We start from the raw sequence: 14,882 nt of genomic DNA on the forward strand, positions 1-14,882 counted from the left end.
CTCTTTACTAACTAACGTCCACTTTTTTCAACGTATCTTTGCGCCTTTTGGCGCTACAATCTCTCAATTCCTTATATTCGCCATTAATTTTGAATTTCATATTAGGACAAATTTTACTCAACATAGTTTTGTTAACACCTCGTTAACAGATCCAATAACGAACCGTGAATATAATAAGGAAATTAGAATGAAACTCGCTAAAACTGCCGTAGCGCTGCTAGCTGCTTGCGCATTCAGCCAGTCGGCACTTGCCGCTGAAACTAAAATCAGTATCGGCCATGTCGATTCACAAAACTGGCAAGTCTCCAAAAAAGGGGCTGCAACACAAGTGTTCAAAAACCTAGTGGAAGCTGAGTCTGCCGGTCGCATCTCCGTTGATATTTTCCCCTCCGGACAACTGGGAAGCGAAACGGATTTACTTCAATCTGTTCAAGAAGGCATGGTAGGCATGACGATCGTGTCAGGTTCGTTTTCCAAAATCTGCCCAGAAGCGGCCGTACTTGAAATACCATACTTATTCCCGTCATCACCAGTGGCGTGGGAAGTGTTAGACGGTCCGTTCGGGCAAAAACTCGCACAGCACTGCTTAGAAAAAACAGGTATTCGTACCCTCGCCTATGGAGAAACAGGGTTTCGTCACTTCACCAACTCTAAAAAAGTCATCAAAAAGCCAGAAGATCTTGCAGGTATGAAAATCCGTGTCATGCCAAACCAATCGTTTATTGAGTTCATGAAAATACTCAAAGCAACAGCAACGCCTATCTCGGCGCCTGAGTTACCTGCAGCTCTAACCACCAAAGTGGTGGATGGTCAGGAAAACCCGGTCAGCGTGATAGTAGAAATGAAGCTTTATGAGTTACAAGACCACATCACACTAGATGGCCACGTGTACAGCGCAGATTTCCTCGTGATCAACGACGATCTTTACAAAGGATTATCTGATGAAGACCGAGCCATCATTAATCGTGCCGCTAAAGTTGCCGGTACCGTAGGCCGCGCTATTCAACAAATCAACTCTGCTCAAGGCCTCGAAACGCTTACGAAGAACGGCATGCAAGTCACCACTTTGACCGAAAACGAGTTGGAAGCGTTCCGAACTGCTTCACAGCCGAAAATGATCAGTTGGCTTTCAAGCCGTATCGACAAGGAGTGGATGACATCGGCTCAAAGCTCAGTCGAGCAAGCTCAAAACGATCTCTAATCACCGTTCATACAGTCAAAGGAAGAACAAATGAAACCATTAAGAGTTGGACTCATTGGGTGTGGTGTAATAAGTGACATCTACCTTAAAACCAGTCAGAAGTTTGATGTGCTTGATATCGTAGCTTGTGCCAGCCTCAACATAGAAGAATCTCGTGCAAAAGCACAGCAATACAACATTGCAAAAGTCTGCACTCCGGAAGAAATCATTAACGATGAGTCTATTGATGCAGTGCTCAATCTCACTATCCCAGCGGTACACGGCGAGATCTCTTTGGCAGCAGTCAAAGCCGGAAAACATGTGTACTCAGAGAAACCATTCGTGACTGATTTAGAGCAAGGAAAAGAAATCCTAGCGTTAGCCAAGCAAAACAATGTGCTTGTGGGCAATGCACCGGACACATTTTTAGGCAGCCGAGTTCAAACATGTCAACGCCTAATCCAAGAAGGTTTAATTGGCCAACCTATTGGAGTGAATGCGTTTGTCGGTACGCATGGTGTTGAGCGCCATCACCCGAACCCAGATTTTTATTACAAGCCCGGTGGCGGCCCTCTATTTGACTTAGGCCCATACTACCTAACAGCGATGATCGCGTTACTCGGCCCTGTTAAACGCTGCGCGGGTATGGCGAAACGCTCGTTCAATCAACGTTTAATTGAATCAAAACCACGGACTGGTGAGTATATCGATGTCGAAGTCGATACACACATCAACAGTCTATTGGAGTTTGAGAACGGTGTGACTGGCATGATGATGACCAGTTTCGATGTTTGGGACTCGCAATTGCCTAGACTAGAGATTTACGGCACCGAAGGAACGCTGTGTATTAACGACCCAGATCCGACAGACGGCACCAATATCTTTGGTGGTGAGGTGCTCTATAAGACCAAAGAGACCGCCCGCTGGAACTATCGACCTCGAGTACAAGGCCTAGAAGCGTGGTCAGTTGCAGATGACCAGCATCGATTCAGCGAAGACAGCCGAGGTTTAGGCCTTGTTGATCTTGCGTATGCCGCTATTAAAGGACGCGCTCCGAGAGCGAGCGGTGAAATGGCCCTTCACGTTTGTGACATTATGGAGTCGATCGTCCGTTCAAACCAATCTGGTCAGTTTGAACACATCTCAACCGACTGCAGTACGCCTACCCTGCTACCGACTGACTTCCCTCACTCAGAAGACGTCACGATTGAAATCTGTACGGTTGAATCACACACATTAGCCACAAGCGCTTAAGGATACATTATGGCCATTACACAACTCGATTTTTGTAAACCATTTTTTAGTGCCACATTGATTGAAGGTGAAGCTAACTTCCAGCTTACCGGTCAAGCCATTCTACTATACTTGGCGACTGAACCCTTTAATGTTAACACTCAAGCCCTTGAATTCTATGAGTCAAAAATAGTAGGCAACGTGACACTAAAAGATTTGAAGCGAGTTCTTCTGATTGAAGGCTTTGATGCCTATCCCGACGAACAAGCGCTGTTGGCCGAGGTAAAAACGACTTGGCCGCTAGCCTACGATGTTCGTGGAGAAGATCGTCTTAAAGGTATCGATTTTTGGATGTCACCTAAACAAAAAATCGGCAACCTTGCGTTTTCTATGTATCACGCAGGCAGTGTGCCTTTGAAAGTGGGCTTACATCAAACTCACGTCGGCTTTAAACACCTTCGAGAAATTCATACTCAAATTGTTGGATTCGGAAAAATGCAGCAGTGCTTCGAAAAAGATATTTCGACCTTGTATTTGGAAGATCCACTCGCGCCGGGTGCCAGTCATAAACCAATGTATGACGCCAATGGTAACTACCCATGGCACCAGTATGAAACCATTACACCAGGGATTTTCATGGCTATTGAACTAGAAATGGAACCCGAAGATGCAGTAAATCCAAACAAACAACTAGAAACAGCATAGGAGCTACCCCAATGACCGAAAAGTTGCTACCAAGCGATTTAACTTTTTCCGGCCCATTTCCACGTTTGTCTAGGCGTTTACGTCTAGGTATTGTTGGTGGGGGGCGAATTTCAGTCACACAATCAATCGCGGCCCGTTTAAGCGATTATTGGGAAATCAAAGCCGGTGCTCTGTCATCGGACCCAGTTAAAGCGAAAGCCAAAGGCCAACAATGGTACTTAGACGATGACCGCTGCTATTCATCATTTGAAGAGATGGCCAACAAAGAATCGGAACGTGATGATGGCATTGATGCAGTAATGATCACCACGCCGAACCACCTACACTTTGATGCTGCAAAAGTATTTCTAGAAGCAGGCATTGACGTTCTTTGCGATAAACCGTTAACCAATGAAATCGACCAAGCCGTTGAGTTGATTCGTCTGACTCAACAAACAGGAATGGTATTTGGCGTATCGTTCGTCAACACGGCTTTTCCAATGATCCGCCAAGCCAAAGCTATGGTTGAACGTGGTGATATAGGCAAAATCAACCAAGTTCATGTTGAATTTATGCAAGATTGGATGATGAATGAGGATATTTCTCAAGCCGAGCACGTTAAATGGCGTTTAGATCCAAAGAAAAGTGGCTCCACCAGCTGTACGGGTGACATAGGAACTCATGCTCAGAACCTTGCTACGTTTGTGACAGGCTTACCTATGACCGACATTCTTGCGCAAATGCACGTTTGTGGCGCGCCTAAAGCGCTGGAAGATACCGTGATTATGATGACTAAATACGACAACGCTATCCCTGGCACACTCATGGCTACCCGCCTAGCTTCTGGTAACCGTGGTGGGCTTCGTTTACGCGTTTATGGCGACAAAGGCGGAATTGAGTGGGATATGGAATATCCTGAACGTCTCAAGTACAGCAAGTTTGGTGAGGCTGATCGAGTATTGACTCGTGGACAAGGCGGAGAGCTGTTCCCACAAGTAGAACGCAGTACACGCCTTGCTCGCGGTTTTTCCGAAGGTGTTCTTGAAGCGTGGGCAAACTTGTACACCGAATTTGCCCTCGCTGTGGCGGCACGCAAAGATGGCTTAGAAACACCACACGATTGGCTACAATTTCCTCGTGTCGAAAGTGGTGCTGCAGGAGTTCGCTTCTCGGATGCAACCGTCGAGTCTCACCAGCAAGGTGGGCAATGGGTAAATTGTGAGCTTAAACTCTAGCAAAATCCATTAAACGTTAAGGCCAGCGTAGTGCTGGCCTTTTTTATTACGATCACTAGTCTACTCCCTACTTCTACAGTCAGTTTTAGCTACGTAAAGACAAAAAAGCTGCACTATAGAAGAGCCCTATAAGTGCAGCAAAAGGATTAAAACCCATTTGTTTAGCGGTTAGTTAGCCTTGGTATGATTGCGCCGCTAAACGAATAAAGGCATTGGTTTCACCGTATTTTGCATAATCCCCTAAACGCTGAACCACCTCAAAAAACAGGCCATTCACTTCTTTGGTGTAAAAATGCAAGAAGCTACCAGTATCGTCTTCCGCGTAAAGAATATTGTTCTCTTTTAGCTGAGCAATAAACTCGTCCGACAAATCAAACTGAGCCTGAATATCTAAGTAGTAGTTATTCGGGATCTTTAACTGATAGATCGGCGATAATGAACGTCCAGCCGCAAAGATGTCACTACATTCAATTGCAATCTGGTTGATACTTGCTCCGTTTGAGTCGTTGAGGAAGCGCTGTGCCGACGTACGTTTCGCACTGGTACTGTTTAATGCGATTTTGATCTTCCCGTTCGGGCTTTTGATCGTACGACTCATTATCAAGCCGTTAATGTCTGGTAAATCAAAGCTTTCTTCAGGTACAAAGCCAAAGATCGATTTGTAGAAAAACAAATTCGATAGCAAAGTTTCTGGTGACACAACCTGCCCCATATGATCGATGCGTTTAAAGTTGCTGCTCTCTTCTACCTGAGGTGCAACACGCTCAAAATCGACGTCGTAGAACTTCTCGGCTTGATTTTCATCTAATAAGTGAATCAGAAGTTGGCTCGAACTTTTTAGTGTCGGCATATCCAATTCATTTTCTTGCTTAGCTTGGTAAATGGTTGGACTGTTGTATCGCTTCGCTAGCTCAACCAGACGGTTTGAATCCTCGGCCAGTACGCCAAGGGCGCACACGCTTTCTCCGTGTCCATCTAAATAGTTTTGCGCGTTGCTGTTCTTCTCGTAGTTGAAGATGAAGTTGATATCACCCGCTTGATACAAATCGACATTCTTACTTTTATGACAATGAGTTTTGCTAAAACCTAGCGACTCGATTACATCAGTAAACGGGTTGTTCTCGCGATCTTTAACCGCGAATTCAATAAAGCTGACATCGCTAACTTTAGGAGCATCAAATGCTTCATCCGTTTGGTCTTCAAGCCACTTCAATGAACGTACGCCATCAATCGCCTTTTCAATTGGCGAGGATGCTCGGAATTCATCATTGAACACTTCATGAGAAAGGTAATCATTGTAGCCTTTGTCTTTTAGTGTCTGAACGAAATCAATCACTGGGAAATCACCTTGCCCAGGGAAACAGCGATAGTGTCGACTGTATTGCAAGATGTCCATTTGCATTTTAGGAGCATCAGCAACCTGAACGAGTGCGATTTTTTCTACGGGAATGTCGTTCTTGAGCGTATCTAAGGTATTACCACGTGCAAACATGTGGAAAGTATCAAGTACAACGCCGAGGTTTGGATGATCAACCATTTTGACTAGGTTCCATGCATCGTCATAATCTGCAATGTGTCGCCCCCATGCCAATGCTTCGTAGCCTAACTGCATACCTTCGCGTTTCGCAAGTTCAGCTAATGTATGTAGGTCATCGGCACATTGATGTACGTTCGGCGATGAAAGTGGATGAACATTACTGCACATCATCAAACGGTTTGTTCCCAACTGATGCGCGAGATCCATCTTGCGCTCCATCATCTTGAACTTTTTATCCCGCAGCGCAGGTGGTAACCCTTCCATATCACGGAACGGTTGTAACACTAGGATCTCTAACCCTAGGCTGTCGGCGATACGTTTGACATCCGACGCCGATCCTCGGTACTGGGTTAAGTCATTTTCGAAGATTTCGATCGCATGAAAGCCCGCTTTTGCAGCCGCATGCATTTTTTGCTCTAACGTGCCAGAAAGGCACACAGTCGCGATTGAATATTTCATACCCACTCTCCTAACCAATTAATGGCGTGACATCACGTACCGGCACGTACTGCCCCGACTCGCACGCTTCGATGATGGCGTCGATAACGAGAAGGTTCTGTAGCCCATCCCAAATACTGACATTTGGTGTCGTTTCGTCGCCGCGAATCAATGCGCAGAAATGTTCGAGCTGTCGTTTTAGCGGGTCTTCACGGTTAATTGGTTCTTGGCGAGACTCCATGGCGTTCCACCAGGATGGCGTAACATCCGAGCCAAAAGATTTCACTTGCATCGTTGGAATAGACAAACAGCCGTTCGTGCCAGCAACGTGATAGCAGTCTTCGGTATCATACGTAGCGTACGATTTGTTTTCCTGAGAGGTTTGCTCCCAGCTACGAGGGCTTGCAGAGGCATCTGAAAGTAAGAATGACCCGAGGGTTCCATTTGCAAAGCGGAACGACATTACCGTTGTATCTTCCACTTCAAATTCTCGGGTGCTATTGGAACTTAATGCCTGTACCCCTACGATATCACCAACCAAGTGACGAAGATTGCCTATTTCATGAATCATGTTAATGAAGATTGGGCCGCCGCCCTTCACTTTTCTCCATTCACCTTCATCAAAGTAATAATCTGGCTTATAGAAAGCAGCGCTGCCCATAATGGATACGATGTTACCTAGTTCACCGCTATCGATGACTTTTTTAGCCGTTTCGAGCAAAGGGCTGTACGCACGGTGATGTCCGACCAACATGATGCTCTGCTCTTGCTTAGCGTGTTTCAGCAATTCGATGGCATCTTCGATACTGTCCGTCACTGGTTTTTCTACGATTGCAGGTACACCAGCGGCAATACATTCATGAGATTGGATAGCGTGTAGTTTGTTTGGCGTAGCTAAGATCACACCATCAGGCTTATCTTGCTCGAAGGCTTCAGCCAAGCTTGCATAGACTTTCACTCCATATTGCTGCGCAACTTCTTGCGCAGCTGGGAATGGGTCAATAATCGAGGCAAGCTCGCAGTGTGGGTTTTCGTCAACAAGCTTAATATGAGTTTTACCGATGAGTCCCGCACCAGCGACAGAGATTCTCACTTTTTCCATGTTTCTCGACCTTATTTTTCACTTATTGTTATAGATTGCTCATCGATACCACGACCGACAGCGTCAGTGCTGATGCAATCGTCGTCGCAACGAGAGTGTTTAGACAGAACTGCTGTTGTTTATAGAGCGCACCAAGCATTGGGTAGATGGTTAACATAGGTGCAGCACTAAAGATCAACAGCGCATACTTAATCTCGCCTTGAACAGGCCATATGTTCATAAATGCCAACGCCACGAGTGGGAAAAACACCAATTTGACTGTACTGACCAACGCCATTCGGCGTTTTTGTTCAAATTTAAGTGATTGACCCAATGCCCCTCCAATCACAAACAAAGCCAATGCGATTGAAGTGTTGGCGATGGAACCCACACTGTTCATCAATACTTCGGGGAGCGGTAAACCCACAATATTGACAACAAGGGATACACATATCGCTAGCACGATAGGATTCTTTCCTACCCTAGCCGCGACAGATATTAGTTGCCGCTTAAGTGACGTATTGTTGCTTTGTGTAAACTCAAGCAATACAAGGCACAAAGGAATAAAGATTAAGTTCTCTACCAATACGCACATGAGGAACGCTTCAACGTAGCGCCCTTCGAAAAGCGACAATACGACAGGAAAACCAACGAATGCGCTATTTGGCATTCCACTTCCCAGTGCATTTACAAACGAATCTTGCCAAGACCGTTTCATCCAACCTCGAGTAATCAAGATTACGATTGCCATAGACGACAACCCTGCCATCGCGTAAACCAACATGAAGTTGGGTTGGATGATGTCGCTCATTTCCATTTGCGTAAGGCCGGAAAAGATGACTGATGGCAGTGCGAAATACAGAACAAACTTGCTAATGTCACCGATAAATTTGTCGGAGAAAAAGCGTAATTTAGTCGTCACAAAGCCTGCCGCAACGATTATCACGAGCGGCAGGAAGATTTCTATTACAGACATGTTGGCTCGCTAATACCCGAATAATTTAGGTAAGAAGAGCACGCTTTGTGGAACGAAAGTGATGAAGAACAGTACCGCAACCTCCAGCAGGAACAGCGGAATAACTTGTTTCGAGATGGCTGCGATTCCAACTTTTGAAATAGTGTTCGATACAAATAAACAGATGCCCATTGGCGGTGTAATTAAACCAATCATTAGGTTGAAGATCACCACTATTCCGAAGTGTACTGGGTCGATACCAAAGCTCATCGCGATTGGGTGGAAAATTGGAATTAGGATAAGCATCGCTGCTATACCTTCCAAAAATAACCCTACCCCTAGCAAAATCAAGTTCACCATAATCAGGAACATGATTGGATCGCTGATTGTCGCTAAGATTTGCTCACTGATGTATTGAGGCACACGTGAGAACGTCAGCAACCAGTTAGCAACGGATACTACTGCAATTAAAATCAATACTATCGACGAGTCACGCATCGAGCGCATAAACACTTCAGGTAAATCACGAATCGTCAGTGACTTATATACAAACATACCGACGCTTAATGCATAGAAGGCAGCAAAAGCAGCAGCTTCGGTTGGAGTAACAATCCCCAACAGAATCGAACCAAGGATAAAGATTGGCATAGTGAGCGGGATAAACGCTTTAACCAATGCTTTGCGGCGGCTTTGTCTTACAACAGAGCTACGAATGTTGTGTCGAGTTGCGTAGATGAACACAAAAATGGATAAAGCAATTGCCGACATGATGCCTGGCACAATACCTGCCAAGAATAGTGCAGGAACAGAGACACCACTTGCGATTAGCGCGTAAATGATGACTGGAATACTAGGCGGGATCATTGGCCCAATAACAGATGATGCTGCAGTCAACGCCGACGAAAACTCTTTGCTGTAACCCTCTTTTTCCATTTGAGGAATAAACACTCGCCCTAGTGCTGATGTATCTGCAACAGCAGAACCAGAGATGCCAGCAAACATAACCGAGGACCACACGTTTACTTGTGCAAGCCCACCTCTAAAGTGGCCAACCAGCGCGTTAGCAAAATCGATAATGCGGTTAGTAATACCGCTTTTGTTCATTAGTTCGCCCGCTAACACAAACAGTGGCACCGCAAGAATTGAGTATGAGTCAAGCCCACTAAAGATACGCTGAGCCACTAAGCTAATCGAAATAGGTGTGCTAGTGACATAAAAAGACATGGCAAGGATGATACTAAAGACAAGCGGCACCCCGAAAACCAACATGGTTCCCATTAAAGCAATAGATGGCATAGTAAATCCTTATACGTCGCTTTGAGTTAACGTTGGCTCACGCTCTGAACGTGGCACTTTGACATGAGAAATCAGGCGCAAAGTCGCTGCGATAAACAAGCACACACCACCAACAATCAGAGCAGACTGGAAGTAGTACATATTCACGCCAATACCCGGTGATTCAATCCCACCACGTTTAGAAACAAACAGGTAGGCCGACCATGTTAAGATCACTGAAGATGCCAAGACACATAGGTCAACAACAACTTCTAATGTCTTTTGAAACTTGGCTGATTTAATTGTATCTAGCACCGCAAACTTGATGTGTAGCCCTTCTAGGTAACAAAGTGAAGTTGCGAACATGACCCCATAAATCATTGAATACTTACTGAGTTCTTCACCCCAAAGAATTGAGATGTTGAAGAAGTATCGGCAGATTGTCGTCACAAGCATGACAACAAAGAGAGTGAACAGTGATGTACCGGCAAGCACAGCAAGTAGCTTTTTGTATTGTTCAATCATAATTCCCTTTCTCCATGGGAAAGTACCGCAGCGCCCTGCACTGCGGCACGATCTTTACTGATTCGCTTGTTCTACTGCTTGTAGCGCACCATCAATCCACTTAGCATCTACTGTGCCTTCCAACCATTTGATCACAGCTGGTTGAGTTTGATCGCGGAATTGTTTTTGTTGCTCAGGGGTTAGCGAAGTAATCTTCATCCCCTTCTTAGCTAATGTTTCTAGGCCTTCAGCAGAGTTTACTTGCTGAATAGCGCGACCAACGGTACCGGCGACTTTTGCTGCTCGGTCGATAATTGCACGATCCTCTGCATTCAAAGAGGTGTAAAAGTCGTCATTCATTAATAGGAAATCGGTACTGTATACGTGGCCATCAAGCGTGATGTATTTTTGTAGCTCGTAGAACTTGTTCGCACTAATCACACTCACTGGGTTTTCTTGTCCGTCGATAACACCTGTAGTAAGTGCAGCTGGAACCTCAGGAAATGCGATTGGCGTAGGCTCTGCCTTCAATGACTTCAACATCTCAACATAAAGTGGCGTCGTCATTACGCGGATTTTTAGACCTTGTAGATCTTCAGGAGTGTTAATTTCACGCTTAGAGTTTGTGAAGTGGCGGAAACCAGTTTCACCATAGGCAAGGTTTCTCAAGCCGGTTTGCTTCAAGCAGTGTTCATTAAGTGCTTGGCCGAATTCACCATCTAGCACTTCCCATGCTACTGGAGAGGACGGGAATAGATATGGGATTTCTAGTACGTTCGCTTCTTTACATAGTTTTGAGTACGCACCAGACACCATCGTCATCGTCAGCATACCCTCTTGAGTAGACTGAAGTAACTCTGTCTCACCGCCTAACTGGCCAGATGGGTAAATGTTTACCTTAATTTTTCCGCCAGATTCCGCTTCTACGATATTTTTAAATACTTGAGTAGCGGCACCTTTCTTAGAAATAGTCCAGTCTTGAGAATCGACATGGCCAATAGTGATATCTAAAGCTGCAGCTGAACCTGCGTAAGCTAGCGATAAGGCAAGTGAAAGTTTCGTTATAGTTTTCATTCGTGAACCTCCTGTTTCATCAGTAAACAAAGCTATCACCAAGAATTAACAATTGATAATTCATATAGTGAAAGTGTTATTCAATTTTTAGATAACCAACGCTTACTGGAAAACCAATAACTTTCAAATAATCAATTTACACCGTTATATTTCAAATACTTATTTAAACATAAATATCAGTGATGTATTAATTAGTTGTTAATACATTAAACTTTTGTTTAATTCAATTTTGGGGATAATTGTCACATCTTTGCTACAAAAACTTATATTTCTTATTCATTTCCACTTGTCAGTTATGTATTAATAAATAGGAAAGGTCATAACTTTTATATTTAATCCAATGCCGTAAATTTACTGTTGAAAATACTAAATTAGTATATTTACTTAAATTCAGAGTCAGCCAATATAATTACAACCATAAAGGTGTAAAGATGTTTAATATTCCTAACCTAAGGCATTTAAGAGCCATTTCAGAAGTAGTACAAACTGGCAGTATCAGCAAAGCTTCTGAAACGGTTTTTCTTTCTCAACCCGCCATTACACAAGCCATTTCAAAGCTCGAAAAGAATATAAATAGTGAGCTTTTTGAACGAACAACAGATGGTATGTCCCCGACTAAACAGGGCTCCGCCTTTGCTTTTCGTATTGACCGAGCGCTTGAGTACATCAGTGACGGAATCACTGAATCACTAAAAATTGCCAAAGGGCAAAGAAAAACCAGTGTTCAACGCTATCTATACAACATCACCACCACGCAATTAAAAGCGCTGGTCGCGGTCGCTAACGGACAAAGCTTCACTGAAGCAAGTCGCCTTCTGTCTGTATCACAATCTTCTGTTTACCGAGCATCAAAAGACTTGGAAGAAATCCTTGGGTTTACCTTGTTTGAAAAAAACAGTAATGGCGTTGTTGTCAGCAAAGCCGGCAGTGCATTGGTCAAAGCCAGCAAACTCGCTTTTGTTGAAATAAAGCAAGGAATTGAAGAAGTAAACGTTCTGAGTAACAGACACAGCGGTGTGATTACTGTCGGCTGCTTACCTCTTGCGCGAACCTGTTTATTACCTAGCACCATTAATGAGTTCACAGCGGAATATCCAGACTGCCAAATCCAAGTTGTTGATGGCCCTTATAGCGACTTACTCAATCACTTAAAGTATGGTGAAATTGATATTCTTATTGGTGCACTTCGTTTCCCTTCCCCAAGCACTGACATTAGGCAAGAAACGCTATTTGAATCGCAGAACCGTATACTTGCCCGCGCAGAACATCCATTGACCAAAGCTCAGTCCCTCACCCTAAAAGATTTGCACGAAGCAAGTTGGGTAGTCTCAGGCGCAAACACTCCTGGGCGCAAAATGTTTGAGGATATGTTCAGTAACGAAGGGGTTGAAGCACCAACTCGGTTGGTCGAGGCAAGCTCACAGATGTTAGTTAAAGAACTACTTTTGGGCAGCGACCGATTGACTCTACTTTCCCAACATCAAATCCATAGAGAGTTAAATGAAGGTCATTTCAAAATACTGCCTTTTGATTGTAGCCAACAGTCCAGACCCATTGGTTTAACAGTCCGTAAGAATTGGTTTGCCACTTCAACGCAGTCTCATTTTGTCAGCCTACTGCGTAAAAATGGCTTAGCGATCGAGTCATAATTAGCGTTACTTTCACCAAAACTGAATACCCTTACTCTTATTTTGATTATTCGCCAAACAACGCGAATGTTAGAGTCTTTTTACTAAGCAAAATACAGTTAAAACTAAGGAAGGTTATGGCGAAAGTAACACGAACTGCATTTATAGGGTTTGGTGAAGCCGCGAAATCTTTCATAGATAGATGGCAAAATAACCTGCCTGAAGTGATCAGCGCTTACGACATTAAAACTCGTTCCACTCTTGAACGGGAGGCTAAGTTACTTGAATACATCGAACATCAAGTACAAGGAACGTTTAATGCGTCCGAAGCCATTATTGGCGCACAGTGCATTTTCTCGTTAGTGACGCCGTCTCAAGCGCAAGTTGCAGTCGATTCACTCGTAAGTGAACTCAAACCAAAACAATGGCTATTTGACTGCAATTCTTGTGCTCCAGAGGTAAAAAAGCGTAATGCATCAACTATTGAATCGTATGGTGCAAACTATGTCGATGTGGCGATTATGGCGCCTGTAAAAGCTCAACAAGCCATACCGCTTAATATTTCAGGTCGAAACGCCACTGAAGTAGTGCCAATTTTGGAATCGCTCGGCTTCGACGTTAATGTAATTTCTGACCAAGTTGGCGACGCTACAACGGTCAAAATGGTTCGCTCAGTATTCGTAAAAGGCCTTGAGGCGCTAACAGCCGAATGCGCATTGGCCGCTCATAAATCGGGCTTGGAACAGCATATTTTTTCTTCTTTGGCCAAAAGCTACCCTGGTTTGAACATCAATAGCAAAGTCGCCTATAACCTAGAGCGAATGGCGTCGCATGGAATACGAAGAAGTGAAGAATTATCCGCCGTTGCCAATACGCTGGAGTCGTTAGAAATTGAACCAAAGATGACAAAATCAGCACTCGAATGGCACGACAAAATTGGCAAGCAATCGCTAATACTCACTAACGAACCTAAGGGTGGACAAGCTCAAAGCATTTTGGCAGCGCTCTACCCTCAGAAACCAAACAAGAAAGAGCTGACGACTCACGGTTCGATCAGCTCCTCTATTTAACATCCAATACAGGTAAAGGAATATTTATGAACGTATGTGTTGTCGGTGCAACTGGCGCCTTTGGAAGAAAGCACTTAGATGCGCTTAAACAAATCGATGATGTTGTTGTAACAGCGATGGTATCTCCAGAGCAAGATAAGCTTGATGAACTGATCACCCAATATGGGTCAAATGCAGTTGGCTTTACTCAACTGGAAGATGCTCTAGCAGTTGAAAGTATTGATGCCGTTATTCTTGCGACACCAACGCAGATGCACGCTTCACAAGCCATTGCATGTATGGAAGCGGGGAAGCATGTATTGGTTGAGATTCCGATGGCCGACAACATTGAAGACAGCTACAAAGTAGTTGAGACACAAAAACGTACCGGCAAAATTGCCATGGCGGGACACACTCGTCGCTTCAACCCTAGCCACCAATGGATTCACAACAAAATCCAAGCAGGTGAACTACACATCCAACAAATGGACGTGCAAACCTACTTCTTCCGAAGAACCAATACTAATGCTAAGGGCGAGCCTCGCTGCTGGACTGATCACCTACTATGGCACCATGCTTGCCACACAGTCGATCTCTTCCAGTATCAAACTGGCGAGCAGGCAACTAAGCTACAAGCTCTGCAAGGTCCAACGCACCCAGAACTTGGGATTGCTATGGATATGAGCATTGGCATGAAAGTACCATCTGGTGCGCTATGTACCCTTTCACTGTCGTTCAATAACGACGGGCCATTCGGTACTTTCTTCCGTTATATCTGTGAAGAAGGCACTTACATTGCTCGTTATGATGATCTTTATGATGGTAACGACAACCCAATCTCTCTCGAAGGTGTTGCGGTATCAAATAACGGTATTGAACTTATTGACCGAGAGTTTTTCGATGCGATTCGTATTGGCAGGGAACCAAATTCAAGCGTTCAGAGTTGCTTACCTGCAATGGAAACCTTGGATAAACTTGAACAGCTATTAGAAGAATAATTAAAGGAAAA

General features: G+C 44.4%; 13 protein-coding genes. 7 read left to right on the forward strand and 6 right to left on the reverse strand.

Features of this window, described 5'->3' with window-relative positions; all coding sequences use genetic code 11:
* The first annotated feature begins 187 nt into the window (after positions 1-187).
* The 4 genes from ACXABW_RS17170 to ACXABW_RS17185 are packed head-to-tail and all read left to right on the forward strand — an operon-like array spanning position 188 to position 4,332.
* Positions 188-1,201, forward strand: a complete 1,014-nt coding sequence (locus tag ACXABW_RS17170; protein WP_457526467.1) for a DctP family TRAP transporter solute-binding subunit — start codon at positions 188-190, stop codon at positions 1,199-1,201.
* Positions 1,202-1,231: 30 nt separating this feature from the next.
* Positions 1,232-2,434 (forward strand): Gfo/Idh/MocA family protein, encoded by a 1,203-nt coding sequence (locus ACXABW_RS17175; protein ID WP_457526469.1) that lies wholly within the window; start codon positions 1,232-1,234, stop codon positions 2,432-2,434.
* Positions 2,435-2,443: 9 nt separating this feature from the next.
* Entirely contained in the window at positions 2,444-3,118 is a 675-nt protein-coding gene (locus ACXABW_RS17180; protein ID WP_457526471.1) for a hypothetical protein, read from the forward strand.
* 11 nt (positions 3,119-3,129) lie between these two features.
* On the forward strand, positions 3,130-4,332 hold the full coding sequence (locus tag ACXABW_RS17185; RefSeq protein WP_457526473.1) for a Gfo/Idh/MocA family protein: 1,203 nt from the start codon (positions 3,130-3,132) through the stop codon (positions 4,330-4,332).
* A 172-nt stretch (positions 4,333-4,504) separates the two neighbouring features.
* Here ACXABW_RS17185 and ACXABW_RS17190 read toward each other — a convergent pair whose 3' ends face one another.
* Genes ACXABW_RS17190 through ACXABW_RS17215 form a run of 6 tightly spaced genes read right to left on the reverse strand, consistent with a single transcriptional unit; the run spans position 4,505 to position 11,196 of the window.
* Positions 4,505-6,328, reverse strand: coding sequence for a bifunctional sugar phosphate isomerase/epimerase/4-hydroxyphenylpyruvate dioxygenase family protein (locus ACXABW_RS17190; RefSeq protein ID WP_457526475.1), 1,824 nt, complete (start codon positions 6,326-6,328; stop codon positions 4,505-4,507).
* A 10-nt stretch (positions 6,329-6,338) separates the two neighbouring features.
* Positions 6,339-7,409 (reverse strand): Gfo/Idh/MocA family protein, encoded by a 1,071-nt coding sequence (locus ACXABW_RS17195; RefSeq protein WP_457526477.1) that lies wholly within the window; start codon positions 7,407-7,409, stop codon positions 6,339-6,341.
* A 28-nt stretch (positions 7,410-7,437) separates the two neighbouring features.
* Complete coding sequence (locus ACXABW_RS17200) at positions 7,438-8,364, reverse strand: AEC family transporter (RefSeq protein ID WP_457526478.1); 927 nt, start codon at positions 8,362-8,364, stop codon at positions 7,438-7,440.
* A 9-nt stretch (positions 8,365-8,373) separates the two neighbouring features.
* Positions 8,374-9,639, reverse strand: coding sequence for a TRAP transporter large permease (locus ACXABW_RS17205; protein WP_252030932.1), 1,266 nt, complete (start codon positions 9,637-9,639; stop codon positions 8,374-8,376).
* Between the two features lie 9 nt (positions 9,640-9,648).
* Complete coding sequence (locus tag ACXABW_RS17210; RefSeq protein WP_095664392.1) at positions 9,649-10,143, reverse strand: TRAP transporter small permease; 495 nt, start codon at positions 10,141-10,143, stop codon at positions 9,649-9,651.
* A gap of 54 nt (positions 10,144-10,197) precedes the next feature.
* Entirely contained in the window at positions 10,198-11,196 is a 999-nt protein-coding gene (locus tag ACXABW_RS17215) for a TRAP transporter substrate-binding protein (protein ID WP_252030933.1), read from the reverse strand.
* A 431-nt stretch (positions 11,197-11,627) separates the two neighbouring features.
* Here ACXABW_RS17215 and ACXABW_RS17220 point away from each other — a divergent pair, with 431 nt between their 5' ends.
* The 3 genes from ACXABW_RS17220 (at position 11,628) to ACXABW_RS17230 (ending at position 14,871) form a co-directional block, all read left to right on the forward strand.
* Positions 11,628-12,845 carry a LysR family transcriptional regulator gene (locus tag ACXABW_RS17220; RefSeq protein WP_172848654.1) on the forward strand — a complete coding sequence of 406 codons (1,218 nt, stop codon included), beginning with the start codon at positions 11,628-11,630 and terminating at the stop codon, positions 12,843-12,845.
* A 116-nt stretch (positions 12,846-12,961) separates the two neighbouring features.
* Positions 12,962-13,894, forward strand: coding sequence for a DUF1932 domain-containing protein (locus tag ACXABW_RS17225; protein WP_457526481.1), 933 nt, complete (start codon positions 12,962-12,964; stop codon positions 13,892-13,894).
* Positions 13,895-13,920: 26 nt separating this feature from the next.
* A complete protein-coding gene (locus ACXABW_RS17230; protein WP_457526483.1) occupies positions 13,921-14,871 on the forward strand; it encodes a Gfo/Idh/MocA family oxidoreductase in 951 nt (316 codons plus the stop codon).
* Positions 14,872-14,882: the final 11 nt, after the last annotated feature.

This window comes from Vibrio paucivorans, from assembly GCF_054053395.1.